Annotated in this window: 17 protein-coding genes and 1 tRNA gene; 8 read left to right on the top strand and 10 right to left on the bottom strand. The window is 70.8% G+C overall.

Annotated elements, in window-relative coordinates; genetic code table 11:
- Positions 1–362: 362 nt before the first annotated feature.
- Positions 363–1,748 carry a cystathionine beta-synthase gene (locus AC061S_RS17800; protein WP_478686967.1) on the bottom strand — a complete coding sequence of 462 codons (1,386 nt, stop codon included), beginning with the start codon at positions 1,746–1,748 and terminating at the stop codon, positions 363–365.
- A gap of 168 nt (positions 1,749–1,916) precedes the next feature.
- Between AC061S_RS17800 and AC061S_RS17795 the strand changes: the two genes are divergently transcribed.
- The 3 genes from AC061S_RS17795 (at position 1,917) to AC061S_RS17785 (ending at position 5,502) form a co-directional block, all read left to right on the top strand.
- Positions 1,917–2,987, top strand: a complete 1,071-nt coding sequence (locus AC061S_RS17795) for an SGNH/GDSL hydrolase family protein (protein ID WP_478686922.1) — start codon at positions 1,917–1,919, stop codon at positions 2,985–2,987.
- A gap of 67 nt (positions 2,988–3,054) precedes the next feature.
- Positions 3,055–4,275 (top strand): acetyl-CoA C-acetyltransferase, encoded by a 1,221-nt coding sequence (locus tag AC061S_RS17790; RefSeq protein ID WP_403718934.1) that lies wholly within the window; start codon positions 3,055–3,057, stop codon positions 4,273–4,275.
- Between the two features lie 417 nt (positions 4,276–4,692).
- Positions 4,693–5,502: a hypothetical protein gene (locus AC061S_RS17785; RefSeq protein ID WP_478686921.1), complete on the top strand. Its 810-nt coding sequence runs from the start codon at positions 4,693–4,695 to the stop codon at positions 5,500–5,502.
- Position 5,503: 1 nt separating this feature from the next.
- On the opposite strand, the gene AC061S_RS17780 is transcribed toward AC061S_RS17785, so the two are convergent.
- On the bottom strand, positions 5,504–5,893 hold the full coding sequence (locus tag AC061S_RS17780; protein ID WP_478686920.1) for a hypothetical protein: 390 nt from the start codon (positions 5,891–5,893) through the stop codon (positions 5,504–5,506).
- 101 nt (positions 5,894–5,994) lie between these two features.
- Between AC061S_RS17780 and AC061S_RS17775 the strand changes: the two genes are divergently transcribed.
- Complete coding sequence (locus AC061S_RS17775; protein ID WP_243335202.1) at positions 5,995–6,225, top strand: DUF4287 domain-containing protein; 231 nt, start codon at positions 5,995–5,997, stop codon at positions 6,223–6,225.
- 131 nt (positions 6,226–6,356) lie between these two features.
- Here AC061S_RS17775 and AC061S_RS17770 read toward each other — a convergent pair whose 3' ends face one another.
- Positions 6,357–7,214, bottom strand: a complete 858-nt coding sequence (locus AC061S_RS17770) for a Bax inhibitor-1/YccA family protein (protein WP_478686919.1) — start codon at positions 7,212–7,214, stop codon at positions 6,357–6,359.
- A gap of 190 nt (positions 7,215–7,404) precedes the next feature.
- Positions 7,405–7,486: transfer RNA gene (locus AC061S_RS17765), tRNA-Leu, on the bottom strand.
- Between the two features lie 484 nt (positions 7,487–7,970).
- Here AC061S_RS17765 and AC061S_RS17760 point away from each other — a divergent pair.
- Entirely contained in the window at positions 7,971–8,735 is a 765-nt protein-coding gene (locus AC061S_RS17760) for an ABC transporter ATP-binding protein (protein ID WP_327257504.1), read from the top strand.
- Between the two features lie 63 nt (positions 8,736–8,798).
- Positions 8,799–11,351 (top strand): ABC transporter permease, encoded by a 2,553-nt coding sequence (locus AC061S_RS17755; RefSeq protein ID WP_478686918.1) that lies wholly within the window; start codon positions 8,799–8,801, stop codon positions 11,349–11,351.
- A 38-nt stretch (positions 11,352–11,389) separates the two neighbouring features.
- Here AC061S_RS17755 and AC061S_RS17750 read toward each other — a convergent pair whose 3' ends face one another.
- From AC061S_RS17750 to AC061S_RS17740, 3 genes are all read right to left on the bottom strand, one after another.
- A complete protein-coding gene (locus tag AC061S_RS17750; protein WP_478686966.1) occupies positions 11,390–12,832 on the bottom strand; it encodes an RNA-guided endonuclease InsQ/TnpB family protein in 1,443 nt (480 codons plus the stop codon).
- A gap of 69 nt (positions 12,833–12,901) precedes the next feature.
- Entirely contained in the window at positions 12,902–14,221 is a 1,320-nt protein-coding gene (locus AC061S_RS17745; RefSeq protein ID WP_478686917.1) for a class I SAM-dependent methyltransferase, read from the bottom strand.
- A 185-nt stretch (positions 14,222–14,406) separates the two neighbouring features.
- Positions 14,407–15,789 (bottom strand): NAD(P)/FAD-dependent oxidoreductase, encoded by a 1,383-nt coding sequence (locus tag AC061S_RS17740; protein WP_478686916.1) that lies wholly within the window; start codon positions 15,787–15,789, stop codon positions 14,407–14,409.
- A 441-nt stretch (positions 15,790–16,230) separates the two neighbouring features.
- Between AC061S_RS17740 and AC061S_RS17735 the strand changes: the two genes are divergently transcribed.
- Positions 16,231–17,388, top strand: coding sequence for a DNA polymerase III subunit beta family protein (locus tag AC061S_RS17735; RefSeq protein ID WP_478686915.1), 1,158 nt, complete (start codon positions 16,231–16,233; stop codon positions 17,386–17,388).
- Between the two features lie 68 nt (positions 17,389–17,456).
- Complete coding sequence (locus tag AC061S_RS17730; RefSeq protein WP_478686914.1) at positions 17,457–17,621, top strand: hypothetical protein; 165 nt, start codon at positions 17,457–17,459, stop codon at positions 17,619–17,621.
- A 74-nt stretch (positions 17,622–17,695) separates the two neighbouring features.
- On the opposite strand, the gene AC061S_RS17725 is transcribed toward AC061S_RS17730, so the two are convergent.
- Genes AC061S_RS17725 through AC061S_RS17715 form a run of 3 tightly spaced genes read right to left on the bottom strand, consistent with a single transcriptional unit; the run spans position 17,696 to position 19,723 of the window.
- Positions 17,696–18,637 (bottom strand): Ppx/GppA phosphatase family protein, encoded by a 942-nt coding sequence (locus tag AC061S_RS17725; RefSeq protein ID WP_478686913.1) that lies wholly within the window; start codon positions 18,635–18,637, stop codon positions 17,696–17,698.
- A complete protein-coding gene (locus AC061S_RS17720; RefSeq protein WP_478686912.1) occupies positions 18,634–19,194 on the bottom strand; it encodes a DUF501 domain-containing protein in 561 nt (186 codons plus the stop codon). The genes AC061S_RS17725 and AC061S_RS17720 overlap by 4 nt, the downstream gene beginning before the upstream one ends.
- Before the next feature lie 40 nt (positions 19,195–19,234).
- On the bottom strand, positions 19,235–19,723 hold the full coding sequence (locus tag AC061S_RS17715) for an FtsB family cell division protein (protein WP_478686911.1): 489 nt from the start codon (positions 19,721–19,723) through the stop codon (positions 19,235–19,237).
- Positions 19,724–19,742: the final 19 nt, after the last annotated feature.

Below are 19,742 nucleotides of genomic sequence, written 5' to 3'. Positions count from 1 at the left end.
GGACCGTGCGAGGGGCGCGCCGGAAAAGGAGTATGCGCGGGGACCGCCGCACCCCGGTTTCCCGGGGGCGGGACGACGGCGGTCCCCGCGCAGGACACGGGCCGGGTCAGGGCCGTCCGCGCGTCCGTGGCGTCCAACGCGGTCCGGGAGCCGCTCCGGAGGTGCGCCGACGCCGTTCGTGTCGCCGGCCGGGTTCCCGGTTTCCCGGGCTTCCCTGCCGACAACCACCACTGTGCCGGAGCCGTGTTAAGCGGGTGCTGCCGTCACGTGTCGGGCCCGTACCGTTTGCGCGTCGCCCGCGCACGCACCCGTACGGCCCGCACGCCCCGTACCGACTGCACGGGCCGTACGGGCCGCAGCGGCTACTTGGCGCCCTTGGCCAGGAACGCCAGCAGGTCCTGACGGCTCACCACACCGGTCGGCTTGCCCTCGACCAGCACGATCGCCGCGTCGGCCTCGCCGAGCACCGCCATCAGCTCGGAGACCGGCTCGCCCGAACCGACCTGCGGCAGCGGCGCGCTCATGTGCTTCTCCAGCGGGTCGCCGAGCGAGGCGCGCTGCGCGAACAGCGCCGCCAGCAGCTCCTTCTCGACCACCGAGCCGATGACCTCGGCCGCCATCACGTCAGGGTGACCGGCGCCCGGCTTGACGATCGGCATCTGCGAGACGCCGTACTCGCGCAGCACCTCGATGGCCTCGCCGACGGTCTCCTCGGGGTGCATGTGCACCAGGGAGGGGATGCCGCCCGACTTGTCCGCGAGCACGTCCCGGATGCGGGCGGAGGGGCCCGCGTCCTCCAGGAAGCCGTGTCCGGCCATCCACTCGTCGTTGAAGATCTTGCTGATGTAGCCGCGCCCGCTGTCCGGGAGCAGGACGACCACCACGTCGTCCGGGCCGAGGCCCTCGGCCGCCCGCAGCGCGGCGACGACCGCCATGCCGCAGGAGCCGCCGACGAGCAGGCCCTCCTCCTTCGCGAGGCGGCGGGTCATCTGGAAGGAGTCCTTGTCGGACACCGCGATGATCTCGTCGGTCACGTTCGGGTCGTAGGCTGTGGGCCAGAAGTCCTCGCCGACGCCCTCGACGAGGTACGGGCGGCCCGAGCCGCCGGAGTAGACCGAGCCCTCGGGGTCCGCGCCGATGATCTTCACGCGGCCGTCGGAGGCCTCCTTGAGGTACCGGCCGGTGCCCGAGATCGTGCCGCCCGTGCCGACGCCGGCGACGAAGTGGGTGATCTTCCCGGCCGTCTGCTCCCAGAGCTCGGGACCGGTGGTCTCGTAGTGCGAGCGGGAGTTGTTCGGGTTGCTGTACTGGTCGGGCTTCCAGGCGCCCGGGGTCTCGCGCACGAGGCGGTCGGACACGTTGTAGTACGAGTCCGGGTGCTCGGGGTCGACGGCGGTCGGGCAGACCACGACCTCGGCGCCGTACGCGCGCATGACGTTGATCTTGTCCGCAGACACCTTGTCAGGGCAGACGAAGATGCACTTGTAACCCTTCTGCTGGGCCACGATGGCGAGTCCTACACCCGTGTTGCCGCTCGTGGGCTCCACGATGGTGCCGCCGGGCTTGAGTGCTCCGCTCTGTTCGGCGGCCTCGATCATCCGCACGGCGATCCGGTCCTTCACGGAGCCGCCGGGATTGAAGTACTCGACCTTGGCCAGGACGGTGGCCTGGAGGCCTTCGGTCACACGGTTGAGCTTCACCAGCGGGGTGTTGCCGACGAGGCTGATCATCGAGTCGTGGAATTGCACCATGTTCTCCAAGGAGGGGACTCCACGGGTTCTCCGGGAGGCACCGCCAGACTATGCGGAAAGGGATTGGCCGACCGGCAGTACGGGGCAGGTAGGTCAACAGGACGGGCACGGACGGCAGGTACCGCGCAAAGATCCGGCCGCGGGACCAAGGAGGTGGCTTGAAGGGTGTCCAGGGCGAGGACGGCCCGCCGCATCGCGGCGGGAGCGGCGTACGGCGGTGGCGGGCTCGGGCTCGTCGGGGCCGCCGCGGTGGGTCTGGTGGTGGCGGAGATGCAGTTCGCGAAGCGGACGGTCGGCACCGGCCTGCCGGATCCGCCGCGCGCGGACGGGCTGTACGGGAGCGAGTTCGGCGGCCTGGAGCTGAGTCCGGGCCCGCTGCGGTTCGGCGTGCTGGGCGATTCCACGGCCGCCGGGCTGGGGGTGCGGCGGGCCAGACAGACCCCGGGCGCCCTGCTGGCCTCGGGGCTGGCCGCGGTGGCCGAGCGGCCGGTGGAGCTGCGCAACGTGGCGCTCTCCGGTGCCATGTCGGACGACCTGGACCGCCAGACGGGGCTGCTGCTGGACGGGGACGGCCCGGCCCCCGACGTGTGCGTGATCATGATCGGCGCCAATGACGTGACCCGCCGGATGCCGCCCACCCAGTCGGTGCGGCTGCTGACCGCGGCCGTACGCCGGCTGCGGCTCGCGGGCTCCGAGGTGGTGGTCGGCACCTGCCCGGACCTCGGCACCATCGAGCCGGTGTACCAGCCGCTGCGGTGGCTGGCCCGCCGGGTCTCGCGCCAGCTCGCCGCCGCCCAGACGATCGGGGTGCTCGCGCTGGGCGCCCGTACCGTCTCGATCGGCGACCTGATGGGGACGGAGTTCGCGGCGAACCCCCGCGAGATGTTCGGCCCGGACTCCTACCACCCGTCGGCGGAGGGGTACGCGACCGCCGCCATGGCCGTCCTGCCGACCCTGTGCGCGGCCCTGGGCGTCTGGCCCGAGTCGGACCGGCTGGACGTGTCGCGCAACGAGGACATGCTCCCGGTGGCCAAGGCCGCCTCGGCGGCGGCGGGACAGGCCGGCACCGAGGTGACCGGGGCCCGCGGCCCGTGGGCCCTGCTCAAGTACCGGCGCAGGCGCCGGGTGCCGGGCGAGGACCTGACGGAGCAGACTGGAGGAGCCTCGCCGGCCGGCCCCGGGGGCGGCGCGGCGGATGCGGCCAGAGCGACCGGAGTCACATCGCAAGGGCAGTGACCTCGACGGTACGGGGCGGTAACTTCGCATGCGGTCCCGGTACGACACCACCTCCCTTGGAGCCCCGATGCCCGAAGCCGTCATCGTTTCCACCGCCCGCTCGCCGATCGGGCGCGCTTTCAAGGGATCCCTGAAGGACGTCCGCCCGGACGACCTGACCGCCACGGTCATCCAGGCCGCCCTCGCCAAGGTTCCCGGGCTGGACCCGCGCGAGATCGACGACCTGATGCTGGGCTGCGGCCTCCCGGGCGGCGAGCAGGGCCACAACCTCGGCCGGATCGTCGCGGTGCAGATGGGCATGGACCACCTGCCCGCCACCACGATCACCCGCTACTGCGCCTCCTCCCTCCAGACCTCCCGGATGGCGCTGCACGCCATCAAGGCGGGCGAGGGCGACGTCTTCATCTCCGCGGGCGTAGAGATGGTCTCCCGGTCCGTGAACGGCTCCTCCGACGGCATCCCGGGCACCCACAACCCGCTCTTCGCCGAGTCCGAGGCGCGCACCAAGGAGGTGGCCGAGTCCACCGGCTCCTCCTGGCACGACCCGCGCGAGGACGGCCGGACCCCCGACGCGTACATCGGGATGGGGCAGACCGCGGAGAACCTGGCCCGGCTCAAGGGCGTGACCCGCGCCGACATGGACGAGTTCGGCGTGCGCTCGCAGAACCTGGCCGAGGAAGCCATCAAGAACGGCTTCTGGGCCCGCGAGATCACCCCGGTCACCACCCCGGACGGCACGGTCGTCTCGCAGGACGACGGCCCGCGCGCCGGGGTCACCCTGGAGGCCGTCCAGGGCCTCAAGCCGGTCTTCCGCCCCGACGGCCTGATCACGGCCGGCAACTGCTGCCCGCTGAACGACGGCGCCGCGGCGCTGGTCGTCATGAGCGACACCAAGGCGCGCGAGCTGGGCCTGACCCCGCTGGCCCGGATCGTCTCCACCGGGGTCACCGGCCTCTCCCCCGAGATCATGGGCCTGGGCCCGGTCGAGGCCTCCAAGCAGGCGCTGAAGCGGGCGGGCCTGACCGTCGGCGACATCGACCTGTTCGAGATCAACGAGGCCTTCGCGGCCCAGGTGATCCCCTCCTACCGGGACCTGGAGATTCCGCTGGAGAAGCTGAACGTCAACGGCGGGGCCATCGCCATCGGTCACCCGTTCGGGATGACCGGCGCACGCATCACGGGCACGCTGATCAACAGCCTGCAGTTCCACGACAAGCAGTTCGGCCTCGAGACGATGTGCGTCGGCGGCGGGCAGGGCATGGCCATGGTCATCGAGCGGCTGAGCTGAGCCGGAGCGGCGGGTAGGGGTCGTCCTGAGGCACGAAGGGCGGCACCTGCCCGCCGCGGAGGCGAAGCTCAGCGCGACCGCAAGATCGAGCGGCTCAGCTAGGTCCGGAGCGGGCGGGGCCGTCGGGATTCAAGAGCCGAAGCCAGACGCCGTAAGGGATCTGCTTGATCCTGTACGCCGTACTGACATCGAATCTAATCCTGTCGCGGCCATTCTGTGACCAAATGTCCCCCAGGATGTGACCTAAGTCCTGGGGGATCATTGTTTTCGCAGGTCAGGCGCCTTTCGGGCGGGCGCATCGGGACGAAAGCCCTGTCCAATTCATGACGTAATGCACTGCTGCCCATTCCCAGGACGGGACAAGCTGATGTAGGAAGTCGGGGGATCGAATCAATCAGGAGTTAGTCAGTGAGCGCCATGTCTCTTGCCCTACTGCTGACCACGGCCGCTGCCACGGCCGTCGGCGCTGCTGCGCTGCACGCCGTCCACGGCCTGCGCAAGCAGGTCACCGCACTGCGCGGTGAGCTGACGGTGACGCACCCCCGTGGTGCCACCGTCCCGCACGCCCGCAGCGCCGTGGAGTCCCCCGCCGCCGAGATACGAGCCGCCGTCGCCGAGGCCCTCGCCGAGGAGCGCGAGCGCGAGCTCGCCGAGGCGCGTGCCTTCTGGGCCGCCCAGGAGGCGCGTGACGCCGCCGACGCCCCCTCGCTGCTGGGCGGCCTGTCCGGCCTCGGCGAGGAGGGACCCGTCTTCCTGCCCCGGCAGGCGGACATGGTCGGCCTGGAGCCGCTCCTGGGCGACGACGCCGAGGACTACCAGACCTACCCGGAGGACTCGGCCGAGCTGGCCGCCGCCCGCCGGCGCCACCCCTCGCACCCCGATTTCGTCCCCGTGCAGGCCTCGCACCCCGGCGCCGACCACGAGCGCACGGTCAACCGGCTGGAGGAGCTCGCGGAGGCCCGTACGGCCCTCGCGGACGTCCGCCCGGGCCCGCTGGGCACCCTGGACGTGTACGTCTTCACCGACGGCACCACGCTCTGCATGACCCCGGGCCACCGGGAGACCGCCGAGCGGCTCGCCGACGCCCTGCGCTCGGGCAGCGCACCGGTCCTGCTGGGCGGCTCAGGCATCTCGGGCGCCTACGCCCTGACCTTCTCCTGCGGTGACTCCGAGGACCCGGACGGCAACGTCTACATCCTCGCCGACCGCGTCATCGCATCGCTCTGAGTCAGCGCAGCGCCCCGGCTTCCGCCTGATCCACCAGTCGAACGGCCTCGTCCAGCATCTCGGACGGGGCCTTCGCCGTGTCCGCGCCCGCCGAGCCCGCCGCCGCGGCGTGCAGGGCCTCGGCGAGGTCCAGCCCGGCCACGGCCACCTGGTCGCCGACCACGAAGATCCCGGCGTCGGGCATCGTCCGCGCCGGAGCCGCCCCCGCGCCCTCCCCGGCGGCTCTGCCGTCCGCGGAGGCCGCCTCCAGCCGCTGCGCCCGCAGCGAGAGCTCCCGGGCCAGGTCCAGCGCCACCTCGGCGGCGCCCTGCTGGAGCCGGCTCTGCGGAGCCGCCCGCAGCCGGTCGGCGAAACGTTCCACGGCGGCGGTCAAGGGTGAGGTATCGAGCACCCGGCCGACCTTACGCGCCGCCCCGGCGCCATTGCCAACGGGCGAACTCTCCGGCACGGTGGCGTGAAGAGAGCAGTACGGCGATACCTCCGGAGGCGCCCATGTCCGTCGAGTTCTCCGAGCAGACCCACCGCAACATGATCGACAGAATCCCCCGGGCCACGGGTCGTGAACTCTCCGACTGGCTCCGCACCGTGGACGACGGCCCCTCCCTCGTCCGGTTCGAAGAGAAGGTCAGCTGGCTGCTCGGCGCGCACGAGCTGTCGTACGGCCAGGCCAAGGCGATCATCCACGAGTACGACCTGCGCAGGGCCGCCCGCAAGTTCGGCTGAGCCGGCCCCTGCCCCCGTCCGAAGCCCCCGACTCCGCCATCACCCGATCTGCTGACCCCCGACATGCGGGAAGGCCCCGCGAGCGTGTGCTCGCGGGGCCTTCCTCTGCTCAGCGCATGGCCACAGGGGTACTAGTCGCCCTTGAGGATGGAGATCAGGCGCAGCATCTCCATGTAGATCCACACCAGGGTCATGGTGAGGCCGAAGGCCGCCAGCCAGGACTCCTCGCGGGGGGCGCCGTAGGTCACGCCGTCCTCGACCATCTTGAAGTCCATGGCGAGGAAGGCGGCACCGAGCAGGATGCCGATGACACCGAAGAGGATGCCGAGGCCGCCGCTGCGGAAGCCGAGGCCGTCGCCGCCCGCGAAGGCGGAGAACAGCAGGTTGACGACCATCAGGAGCATGAAGCCGATGGCGGCCGCCATCACGAAGCCGACGAAGCGCCGGTTCACCCTGATCCAGCGCATCTTGTAGGCGATCAGCACGCCGGCGAAGACGCACATCGTGCCCATGACGGCCTGGACGACCGTACCGGGGCCGACGTAGGTGCTCACGGCCGAGCTGATGACGCCGAGGAAGACACCCTCGAACGCCGCGTACGCCAGGATCAGCGCCGGGACCGGCTTGGCCTTGAACGACTGGATCATCGCGAAGACGAACGCGATGAGCGCGGCGCCGATGGCGATGCCGTACGACTTGTTGATGTTGGCCGAGTCGACCGGAAGCGCGATCCAGGAGATGGCCGCCGTCAAGATGACCGTGCCGAGCGTCAGAGCCGTACGGCTCACGACGTCGTCGATGGTCATCGCGTTGCCGCGGACCGGCGCCTGCGGCATACCCGTGGCCGGGTCGGTCGCGTAGGGGTTGGTCGCGTACGGGTTGGTGGCGGTCCCGGCCTGGGCCTGGGGCTGCTGCGTGCCGAAGCCCGCGTTAGCACCGTTGTCGCGGCTGAATCCCCGTCGCGAGAAGACCGGGTTGCTGCTCCTCATCTCACTCCTCCATGGCCACCGTGCGCGGCCTTGGAATCAAGAGTAATGCGAACGCAAAGAAATCGCCCTACTGCTGGAGGAGGATCTTTCCCCACGGGTACGGGCCGCTGCGCGGGACGGGCGGGGGTACCCGTGGCGCCCCCGCCCTCCGCGTGTTCCGGCCTGAAACGGAACGTCCTCAACATCATCGTGCCCGAAGCCGGACTTGAACCGGCACGACCCGAGGGTCAGCGAGGTTTAAGCTCGCCGTGTCTGCATTCCACCATCCGGGCAGGGCGTAGCGGCCCCGTAGGAAAAGCCTTGAACGCTGCGCCGAGCCTATCCGGAACGCCCACGCCCCCACCTGGGCATCTCGCCGATGTTGTCTGATTTTATTGGTGATTGATGGGTCGTCAGGGGGCAGAAGGCGCGGTCGGCACGTTCCGGGCGTCGATCATGGCGGCCACGGGATTGACGGGATTTCGATGGCCCGCGCCACCCCGTACGCCACCCCGTGCGCCACCCCCTCGTACCGGCCTCCGCCGACCCGCCCCGGGACGCCCGCCGGGCGGCCTCCCCGCCCTTCGCCGGGGCGGCTGTCATACCAAAGGAGGAGGCGCACCCCTCCGCGGTCAGACTCCAGTGGACCGGAGAAGGGGCATCACGGCTGATCCGGAGCGGGGGTGGGCGCCGCGACCATGGAAGGGTCCCGCCAACCGCGGACCGTGAGCCCGGTCCGCACGCCCCGCCCCTGACTGGAGTCGCTCCGTGACCACCATGAACTACGCCCCGCACACCACCCAGGCCGTCGCCGCGCGCGCCACCGGCCTCTCCAAGGTGTACGGCCAGGGCGAGACCCAGGTGGTCGCTCTGGACAACGTCTCCGTGGACTTCGCGCAGGGCCAGTTCACCGCGATCATGGGCCCCTCCGGCTCCGGCAAGTCCACGCTGATGCACTGCGTGGCCGGCCTGGACACCTTCTCCGCCGGATCCGTCCGCATCGGCGAGACCGAGCTGTCCACCCTGAAGGACAAGCAGCTCACGCAGTTGCGCCGGGACAAGATCGGCTTCATCTTCCAGGCCTTCAACCTGCTGCCGACCCTGACGGCCCTGGAGAACATCACGCTCCCCATGGACATCGCCGGCCGCAAGCCCGACAAGCAGTGGCTGGACTCGGTGATCACCATGGTCGGCCTCTCCGACCGCCTCTCCCACCGCCCCACCCAGCTCTCCGGCGGCCAGCAGCAGCGCGTGGCCGTGGCCCGCGCCCTGGCCTCCCGCCCCGAGATCATCTTCGGCGACGAGCCCACCGGAAACCTCGACTCGCGCTCCGGCGCCGAGGTCCTCGGCTTCCTGCGCAACTCCGTGCGCGAGCTCGGCCAGACCGTGGTCATGGTCACCCACGACCCGGTCGCCGCCTCCTACGCGGACCGCGTCATCTTCCTCGCCGACGGCCGCATCGTCGACGAGATGATCCAGCCCACCGCGGACGGCGTGCTCGACCGCATGAAGGCCTTCGACGCCAAGGGCCGCACCAGCTGAGGGACGCGCACCCCCTCGCAGCCGTCCGCCCCCGCTGACCCCTTACACCTGGACTCCTCCACCATGTTCCGTACCGCCCTGCGCAACGTGCTCGCGCACAAGGCCCGGCTGCTGATGACGGTGCTCGCCGTCGTCCTCGGCGTCGCCTTCGTCTCCGGCACGCTCGTCTTCACCGACACCGTCGGCAAGGCGATGTCGAACCAGTCCGCCAAGAGCTTCGACGGCGTCGCCGTGTCCGTCACCTCCCACGGCCCCTCCCGCAACGACGAGGGCGTCAAGGAGGGCGAGCCGGGCATCAGCCAGCAGACCCTCGACAAGGTCAAGGCGCTCGGCGGCGTGGACGCCGCCGCCGGCCGCGTCCACGGCTTCGCCGCCGTGGGCGACCAGGACGGCAAGCTGATCGGCAACGGCTGGTCCAACACCGGCGCCAACTTCGTCCCCCTCAAGGACGGCAAGGACCCCCGCTACACCTTCACCGAGGGCAACGGCCCGGCCAAGGCCGGCGAGATCGCCCTCGACAAGGAGACGGCCAAGCGCGGCAACTACAAGGTGGGCGACAAGGTCCGGGTGGCCGACAACGGCCCGGCCCAGGAGTACACGCTCGCCGGCGTCTTCACCACCGAGGACGGCGCAGTCAACGCGGGCGGCTCGCTCGTCCTGTTCGACACCCCGACCGCCCAGCAGCTCTACCTGGAGCCCGGCTACTACGACGAGCTCGCGGTCAGCGCCAAGGCCGGCGCCTCCGCCGACCAGCTGCTCGCCGAGATCAAGCCACTCGTCAGCAAGGACGCCAAGGCCCAGACCGGCGCGCAGCTCGCCGCCGAGCAGGCCAAGGACATCGAGGCCGGCATGGGCAGCATGAACCAGATGCTGCTGACGTTCGCGCTGATCTCGCTCTTCGTGGGCATCTTCCTGATCTACAACACCTTCACCATGCTGGTCGCCCAGCGCACGAAGGAGCTGGCCCTGCTGCGCGCCGTCGGCGCCAACCGCGGCCAGGTCAAGCGCTCGGTCCTGGCCGAGGCCCTGGTCGTCGGCGTGATCTCCTCCGCGATCGGCCTCGTGGCCGGCGTCGGGCTCGCCATCGGCATGCGCTCCGCGATGAACGCCTTCGACGTCAAGATCCCGGCCGGTCCGCTGGTCGTCGCCCCCGTCACCATCGCCGCGGCGATCGGCATCGGCATCGTGGTCACGATGCTCGCCGCCTGGCTGCCCGCGCGCCGCACCGCCAAGATCTCCCCGGTCGCCGCCATGGGCAGCGCCCACCTGCCGGCCTCCTCGAAGTCCCTGGTGCTGCGCAACAGCATCGGCGGCGCCGTCACCCTGCTCGGTCTGCTGGGCATCCTCGGCGGCGCGATGACCGGCAAGGAGGGCAAGATGCTCATCGGCGCCGGCGCCTTCCTCACGATGATCGGCATCATCATCCTGCTGCCGGCCCTCTCCCGCCCGGTCATCGCGGCGGTCCGCCCGCTGCTGGAGAAGGTCTTCGGCGTCGCCGGCAAGCTGGCCGCGCAGAACGCGGTCCGCAACCCGCGCCGCACCGCCGTCACCGCCGCCTCGCTGGCCATCGGCCTGACCCTGGTCACCGCCCTGTCCGTGCTCGGCATCACGATGGGCAAGGCCGTCGACCGGATGACGACGGACAACCTCAAGGCCGACTACAAGGTCTCCATGGGCGAAGCCTTCGGCAGCATGAACCCCTCCGTGCTCCCGGCCCTGGAAAAGGCCCCGGGCGTCAAGGCCGTCTCCCCGCAGCAGGCCGGCGACTTCCGGATCGGTGACGGCGGGCAGTACCACTCCGTCTCCGGCGTCAACCCGGCCACCATCGGGCAGCTCCTCAACATCGACGTGGTCAGCGGGGAGCTCAACAGCCTCGGCAAGGGCCAGGTGGCCGTCGCCGAGAAGACCGCGAAGGAGAACGGCCTGTCGGTCGGCTCCACCCTGAAGACCACCTTCATGGACGACCAGAAGGCGGACCTGAAGGTCGGCGCGATCTTCAAGGACATGGAGGGCATGCTCTCCTCCTACGTGGTCGACTACAACCTGCTCACCCAGCACAGCGAGAAGCCGTACATCCGCGAGGTCTTCGTCAAGATGGACGGCGGCGCCTCCGCGAAGGGCGAGCAGGCCCTCGTCGACGCCCTCGGCAAGAACCCGGCGATCACCTTCGCCACCCAGCAGGACATCCGCAACGAGATGGGCGGCATGATCAACACCGCCCTGAACATCATGTACGGCCTGCTCGCCATGGCGCTGATCATCTCGGTCCTCGGCGTCGTCAACACCCTGGCGATGTCCGTGTACGAGCGGACGCAGGAGATCGGCATGCTGCGGGCCATCGGCCTGGACCGCGGCCGGGTCAAGAACATGATCCGGCTGGAAGCCATCGTGATCTCGCTCTTCGGCGCGGTCATCGGCGTGGCCCTCGGCACCTTCATCGCCTGGGCCGTGGGCGAGACCCTCAAGGGCTCGATCCCGAACTACGCCCTGGTCATCCCCTTCGACCGGATCGCGATCTTCATGCTGCTGGCCGGCATCGTCGGCGCCCTGGCGGCCATGTGGCCCGCCCGCAGCGCGGCCCGGCTGAACATGCTGACCGCCATCAAGACGGAGTGACGATCCTCGCCCCCCGTGTACACGGGGGGCGATTCCCTTCAGCTCGCGTGGGCGGGCTTCGGGGCTTCACGCATCCGCCTCCGGCCGGTGGCCGGGACTCGCACCCTGGGGGCGCTGCGCGTGCTGTTGATGTCCGAGCCACCCGTCCGGCGGGCTCGGGCCTCGATCTCCATCGAGGCGTTGTGGTCGGCGTCGTCCTCGTGCCCACAGTATCTGCAGGCGAACAGCCGGCCGCATCCCTTGCGGGATTCGGGGTCAACCCGGCCGCACACGGCGCAGGTCTGGGAGGTGTGGAACGGCGGGACGGCGACGAGTACAGCCCCGTACATGCGGGCCTTGTACTCCAGTTGTCGGCGCCGTTCACCGGGCGTGTTATCGAGGATCGACCGGTTCAGCCCCGCCTTCTGCCGGACATTCCTCCCCGGCATCTGGACGGTGCCCTTGGCAGACTTACTCATGTTTTTCACGCGCAAGTCCTCGATGCCGATCAGGCCGTGGTTTTTGGCGAGGCCGGTGGTGAGTTTGTGCGTGAAGTCCTGGCGGCGGTTGGCCCGCCGGGTGGTGAGCTTCGCGATCTGGGCGATCGTCGTACGCAGCCGACGGCTGTACTTCCCGCCCTGATGCTTCTTCGCGTAGACGAGTTGGCGTGCCTTGCGCTGCTCCAGCGTTTGAAGCCGCTTTCGTTCGTTGGCGGTGAGGGTGGGCGGCATGAGGCGGGGCGTGGTCTCGGTCGACACGAACGCGGACGCGGTGACGCCGAAATCCACCCCGCAGCTGGGCTTCCCGTTCGGCGCGTCCGGCTCGCGGCCTGTGTGGACGCCGAAGGAGACGTGCCAGCCGTTGCCGTCCCGGGAGACGGTGGCGTTGCGGATCGTCCCCCCGATGGCACGGGAGAGCCTGAACCGAAGCCAGCCGAGCTTCGGCAGACGCACCTCGGCCCACTTGCGGTTCAACTTCCGGAACTCCACCGCCTGCCCGGGAAACGGGATCGACAGGCTATGCCCGCGCTTCTTCCGGGCCGGGAACCGGGCCGGATGCCCGGGGTCCCAGAAGTTGTCGTACGCCCGGTCAAGGCTGCGCAGGATCTGCTGCCCGGCCTGCGCTGGCAAGTCACCGATCCAGTCGACATCTGCACGGGCAGTGGTCAGGTACTTGCACTGCTCGACCGACCGCACGGTGTACCGGCGCTGATCCCACATGTACGTGCGCTGCTCCAAAGCAACGTTCCACAACGCACGTGCCGTATGACCCCACCCGGTCAGGACCTGATCCTGATCCCCGGTGGGGTACGCACGATACTTGCGCCCCGCGTCCGCCTTCACACTGCCACTGTGCCGTTGATCCACCGCCGACATGACCCAGATCCGGGAAAGGCAGGTATTGCCCGGTCGCGATACGCATCCAGTTCGATCGCGCGATGAAACACCACACAAAGTGTTCACCGATGCGCACGTCAGCGGAACCCTCCCTAACAGCGACACGTTCGGCAAGGAACACGGTTGGACCTTGGGACAGGAAGCTCCAAGGTCCAACCCGCCGCAGTACGGTCCCTACGCGCCCCAGGTTCCCCGCCGCAGCGGCATCCCGGAGGCCGACCGGGTCCCGGTGCGCACCGCGAGCACCTGGTTGACCCCGAGCCGGTTGTGCTCGAAGGCGAGCGCCGAGGCGGCCATGTACAGCTGCCAGACCTTGGCCCGCCCGGGCGAGGTCAGCCGTACCGCCTCCTCCCAGTGCTCCTCCAGCCGGGCCACCCAGGCCCGCAGGGTGAGCGCGTAGTGCTCGCGCAGCGCCTCCACGTCGCGGACCTCGAAGCCGGCCCGCTCCAGCTCGCCGACGGTGGTGCCCAGGGGGGACAGCTCCCCGTCGGGGAAGACGTAGGCGTCTATGAACGCGTCGATCCGGTAGGCCTCCTCGTCCGGTTCGGGGCGCCGCGCGATCTGGTGGTTCAGCAGCCTCCCGCCCGGCCGCAGCAGTCCGTACAGGCTCCGGGCGTACGTGCGGTAGCGCTCGGCGCCGACGTGTTCGGCCATCCCGATCGAGGAAACGGCGTCGTACGGGCCGTCCTTGACGTCCCGGTAGTCCTGGACCCGGATCTCGACGAGGCCGGCCAGGCCCTCCTCCGCGACCCGCTTGCGGGCGTAGGCGGCCTGTTCGCGCGAGAGCGTGATCCCGGTGACCTTGGCCCCGTACTCCCGGGCCGCGTGCAGGGCCATCGAGCCCCAGCCGCAGCCGACGTCCAGGAGCCGGTCCCCGGGACCCAGGGCGAGTTTGCGGCAGACCAGGTCCAGCTTGTCCCGCTGGGCGTCCTCCAGGCTCCCGCCGGGGGTCCAGTAGGCGCAGGAGTACACCATCGACGGGCCGAGCACCCGCTCGTAGAACGCGTTGCCCACGTCGTAGTGGTGGCTGATGGCCCGCCGGTCGCTGACCCTGCTGTGCCGGGGTTGCCGGGGGCCGCCGCGGGGGCCGGCCTCCTCGGGCGGCGGGGCCGGCTTGGTCCACGGCCGCGCCAGACCCACGAGGCTGCGTACGGCGGCCCGCGCGCGCGGATCGCGCAGCAGCGCGGCGGGCCCGGTGCGCTCGGCGGCCGGCTCGGGCTCGCGGTCCCGCTCCCAGAGCACGCCGCCGACCCGGTCCAGCAGCTCGAACAGGTCTCCGTCGACGGTGAGGTCCCCGGCCACCCAGGCCCGGGCCAGGCCCAGCTCGCCCGGCTTCCACAGGATCCGGCGCAGGGCGTGCCGGTTGTTCAGGACCAGGATGGGACCGCCGAGCGGACCGGCCTCGCTGCCGTCCCAGGCCCGGATCCGGACGGGGAGAGGGGCCCCCAGCAGGGTTTCGGCTGAAGCGGCCAGCCGCGGCGCGGCGTCGTTCATGCAGGACCCTCCAACAAGCTCAGACAAGTTCCGATCGCACGGCATACCCGGATCCGATCCGGAATATGCCGGAGGGGCCGCCCGCACCACGGATGGCGGGCGGCCCCTCCGGGGACGCGCTGGGTCGTACTGGTCCTGCTGGTACCACTTGGTCCTGCCGGGTCCTGCCGGGTCCTACGGGGTGGTCAGGAGGCCTTGGCCTTCTCGGCCGGGGCCGAGGCGACGGCGGCCGGAGCCGGCTTGGCGGCCTCGTAGAACTCCTCGCGGGGGGTCTCCAGGGCGCCGAGGGAGACGACCTCGCGCTTGAGGAACATGCCGAGGGTCCAGTCGGCGAAGACCCGGATCTTGCGGTTCCAGGTCGGCATGGCCATGCCGTGGTAGCCACGGTGCATGTACCAGGCGAGCCGGCCCTTGAGCTTGATCTTCATCTTGCCCATGACGATCATCGCCACGCCCTTGTGGAGGCCGAGGCCCGCCACCGCGCCCTTGTTGGAGTGCGCGTACTCCTTCTGCGGGAAGCCGCGCATCCCGGAGATGACGTTGTCGCCGAGGACCTTGGCCTGGCGCAGCGCGTGCTGGGCGTTCGGCGGGCACCAGGCGTTCTCCACGCCGGCCTTGCGGGCGGCGAGGTCGGGCACCTGGGCGTTGTCGCCGGCGGTCCAGATGTAGTCCGTGCCCTTGACCTGGAGGGTCGGCTCGGCGTCCACGTGGCCGCGGGGGCCCAGCGGGAGGCCGTAGCGGGCCAGCACCGGGTTGGGCTTGACGCCGGCGGTCCACACGAGGGTGTTGGAGTCGACCTCGAGGCCGTTCTTCAGCACCACGTGGCCGTCCACGCAGGAGTCCATGGAGGTGTTCAGGTAGATCTCGATGCCGCGCGACTCGAGGTGCTCCTTGCCCCAGGTGCCGAGCTTGGGCCCGACCTCGGGAAGGATCTTGTCGGCCGCGTCGACCAGGATGAAGCGCATGTCCTCGCGCTTGATGCTGGAGTAGTACTTCGCGGCGTCGCGGGCCATGTCCTCGACCTCGCCGATCGTCTCGGCGCCGGCGAAGCCGCCGCCGACGAAGACGAAGGTGAGCGCCTTGCGGCGGACGTCCTCGTCCGTCGTGGACTCGGCCTTGTCGAGCTGCTCGAGTACGTGGTTGCGCAGGCCGATACCCTCTTCCACGCCCTTCATGCCGATGCCCTGTTCGGCGAGGCCGGGGATCGGGAAGGTGCGGGAGATGGCGCCGAGCGCGATCACCAGGTAGTCGAAGGGCAGCTCGTACGCCTCGCCGACCAGCGGCGTGACGACGGCGACCTTGCGGTCCTGGTCGATGTTCGTGACCCGGCCGGTGAGAACCTCAGCCTTGGGCAGCACGCGTCGCAGCGGTACGACGACGTGCCGAGGCGAGATGCTGCCTGCGGCCACTTCGGGGAGGAAGGGCTGGTAGGTCATGTACGAGCGCGGGTCGACGACCGTGACGGTCGCCTCGCCGTAACGCATCTTCTTCATGATGCGCTTGGCTGCGTACAGGCCTACGTACCCACCTCCTACAACGAGGATCCTGGGACGCTCCGTGGTGCTCATGGAACGAGTATCCAGCACCCCAAGGGGTGACGCTCGTGAGCCCCTTCACAAGGACCCGAAGACCCTCTGCTACACTCCGCGGCCCACGTGACCGAGGTCATGGCGCGAAATGGGAACCAGGGTGTAACGGGAGTCGTTGAACACCAGTCCCGACCTGGCCTCCAGGCCCTCAAGCGGAGTAGACCACAGCCTTCGTGGATACCTACCGCCAGCGGCTCGCGGCGGCCGCCAATCGCACGAACGCGAGCGAAAAGAAGGCCCGAGGGGCTCCCGAGTCACCCAAAAGGCTCCTCCAGAGCCCCCACAGGCACCTTTTCCTTGTGAAGAACTTCACGAAGTTCATGTGGACGACAGGACCTAAGGCCCCCGAACGGCCCCCCGGGGCCGCTTTCGACCCCCGCTGTTGACCCTCGACCTGGTCGAGGGACCAGGGTTCAGGGCGTGGAGAACGAGATGCGCAGTATCGGCGAGACGGCCCGCGACAGCGGCCTGAGCGTGAGTGCCCTGCGGTTCTACGACGGGGCCGGCGTGCTGGTTCCCGTCCGGGTGGACCCGGCGAGCGGGTACCGCTGGTACGGCCCCGAACAGGTCGAGGAGGCCCGGCTGCTGGCCCGGCTCCGGCGGACCGGAATGCCGGTGGCGGACATCCGGCTGGTGCTGGCCGGCTGGGCCGGCGCGGACACCGACCTGGTCCGCGGCCTGCTCCGGGCGCACCTGCTCCGGCTCGAACGGGGCCTGTCCGACGCCCGCGGCGAGTTCTCCGCGATCCGCGCGCTGCTCGAACGCAGGGAGAACCCCATGATCACGTCCACCGGCCCGTCCACCAGCCCGTCCAACGGCGCGTCCGCGAGCACGCCCCGTGCCACCGCCGCACCGACCGCCCGGCTCACCGTGTCCGGACCCGAGCTGGCCGCCGCGCTGGACGCGGTCCGGTTCGCCGTCGCCGCCGACCCCGAGCTGCCGATGCTCGGGGGCATCCTGTTCGACATCGAGGGCGGGGCGCTGCGCGTCGTGGCCACCGACCGGTACCGCCTGGCCGTCGCCCGCGCCGGGGTCACCGGAATCACCGGTCCCCGCCTGCAGCTCCTCGTACCCGCCCCGCTGGCCGACGCGATGCGGGCGCTGCTGAGCGACGACGGTCCGGTCCTGCTCACCGTGGACGGCGACCGCGTGGCCCTGGAGACCGAGGCGGCGGACCGCCAGGCGGCCGGCCGCTGCCTGGGCCACGAGTTCCCCGACTACCGCCGCCTCGTCAGCCTGCCCGCGGGACGCCGGATCCCCGTCGACGTGCAGGCCTTCCGCGAGGCCCTGGAAAACGGCCCGGTCCGCCCGGCCGAGCGCGAGCAGGACGGCGCGACCGGCGACGTCAGCGTGCTCAGGGTGACCGCCGAGGGTGCGGTGTCCCTCGGCGACGACGGCGACGACGACGACCCGGCCGACGTCGGCCTGAACCGCGCGTTCCTGCTGGACGCCCTCGCCGCCGGAGCCCGGAACCGGCTGATCCTGGAGCTCGGCGCCCCCAAGGCCCCCGTGGCGATCCGCCGGCCCGACGACGAGGAGGCGTTCTCGCTCCTGATGCCGGTCCGGCTGGACGGGTAGGCCCGGGCGGCCAGCGCCTTGCTGTGGTTGGCGCCGCGCGTGCACACAGCCGCGTGCACGCTGGGGTCATGAGTGAGAACGCTGACGAAGGGGCAGCCGACGAGCTGCTCGGCCGTGAGGCCGAGGCCGTACTGGCCGAAGGCGGGTCGACCGTGAGCATGGCGGAGCTGCTGGCCGACCTGTTCGGCGAACGGGGTGACGGCGCACCGACGAGGAGGCCTTCTCGTCCCTGATGCCGGTCCTGGAAACGACGGCGCCCCCGGCGGGATCCGCCGGGGGCGCCGTGTCGTGCGTTCGAGCCGGGCCGTCAGGCGATGGACCAGGCGATTCCGTCGAGGATGTCGTGCTCCGAGACCACGACCTCCGAGGCGCCGACGCGCTCCATGATCGCCAGCAGGACCAGGGCGCCCGCGCCGATCACGTCGACCCGCCCGGGGTGCATCACCGGGATGGCCGCGCGCTCGGCGTGCGTCAGCGTCAGCATCCGCTCGCTGACCTCGCGGACCGTCTCGTACGGGATCCGGGAGTGGTGGATCCGCGCCGAGTCGTACGCCTCCAGGCCCAGCGCGATCGCGGCGACCGTGGTCACCGAGCCGGCCAGGCCCACCAGGGTGCGCGCCTCGGCCAGCGGGACGGTCTCGGCGGCCAGGTCCAGCGCCGCCTCGATGTCGGCCCGTATCGCGGCGATCTGCTCCCCGGTCGGCGGGTCGGTGACGACCCCGTCCACCGTCAGGTGGCGCTCGGTCATCCGGACACAGCCCACGTCGACGGAACGGGCCGCCCCGACGTGCTCGGTGCCGACCACGAACTCCGTGGAGCCGCCGCCGATGTCCACCACCAGGAAGGGGCGCTCCAGGTCGGTGCGGCCGGTGAGCTCACCGGTGGCGCCGGTGAAGGAGAACTCGGCCTCCTGGTCCCCGCTGATCACCTCGGGCTCGACGCCCAGGATGTCCAGGACGCCCCGGACGAACTCGTCCCGGTTCTCGGCGTCCCGGGAGGCCGAGGTCGCCACGAACCGCACCCGCTCGGCGCCGAGCTCCTTGATGACCGCCGCGTACTCGCGGCAGGCCGTGAAGGTGCGCTCCAGCGCCTCCGGTGCCAGCCGGCCCGTCTTGTCGACGCCCTGGCCGAGCCGGACGACGATCATCCGGCGGTCGAGCTCGATCAGCTCGCCGGTGGCGGGATCGAGGTCCGCGACGAGGAGCCGGATGGAGTTCGTACCGCAGTCGACGGCCGCGACGCGGGTCACGCGCCCGCCTCCGCCGCCGCGTTCTCGTCGGCCTTCTTCTCGCCGCACGGGGTGACGCAGGCGCCCTTCGCCCACCACTCGGGCAGCATCGCCAGGGCCTCGTCGCCGAACGGGTTCACGCCCGGGCCGGCGGCCAGGGAGTGGCCGACCAGCACGTGCAGGCACTTCACCCGGTCCGGCATGCCGCCGGCGCTCGGGAAGCCCTGGAGCACCTCGATGGCGTCGCGGCGGGTGATGTAGTCCTCGTGCGCGGCCCGGTAGGCCGCGGCCAGCTCCGGGTCCACGGCGAGGCGGGCCTGCATCTCCTTCATCACGCCGTTGGCCTCCAGCGTGCCGATCGCACCGGCGGCGCGCGGGCAGGTCAGGTAGTACAGCGTCGGGAAGGGGGTGCCGTCGGGGAGCCGCGGGGCGGTCTCCACCACGTCCGGCTGCCCGCAGGGGCAGCGGTGCGCGATGGCGCGGAGCCCGCGCGGGGGGCGGCCGAGCTGCTGTTCGAACGCCTCGATGTCGGCGGCGGTCGGCTCGGTCCGGTCGGTCTGGGGCGGGGGCGTCTGCATGCCTGGAGGAAGTCTTTTCGTTCTCGTGGATGGGTGGGACTCAGTCGCCCGGGCGGTCGGCCTTGTCGACGCCGTCCCAGACGTTGGAGTACCAGGGCCGGTCGGTGGCGGCCTGTCCGCCGCGGCGCTGCTCTCCCGCGGCGGCTCCGGGGTCGGTCATGATGTAGCTGATCTCCCCCGGCCGGACGAAGTGCAGGTGCTTGCGCGCCTGCTGCTCGGCGTACGCGTTGTCCTGCCAGCGGGCCTTCTCGTCGCGCAGCCGTTCCAGCCGGTCCCGCGCGGAGACGGCGTCCTTCTGCTGCTTCGCGATCTCCGAGCGCTGGGACACGTACTGGCGCATCGGATACGCGAGGGCGACGACCAGGGTACAGAGGACGAGGACGAGCAGCGCGGCCCGGCCGGTGAGCCGGCTGCGGCGGACCTGCCTGCGGGACTGCGAGCGGTACACGTGCGCCGCGGTCCGCTCACCGAGCTGCTTGAGCCTGGTCGCGGTCGAGAACGTGGCGAACCGGTCCCGGTTCCCGGCCATTGATCCGCCTCCCCTATAT

The sequence above is a fragment of the Streptomyces sp. CA189 genome (genome assembly GCF_056428985.1).
The sequence above is the reverse complement of the archived record's forward strand: the minus strand, read 5'-3'. Positions and strand labels throughout refer to the sequence as shown.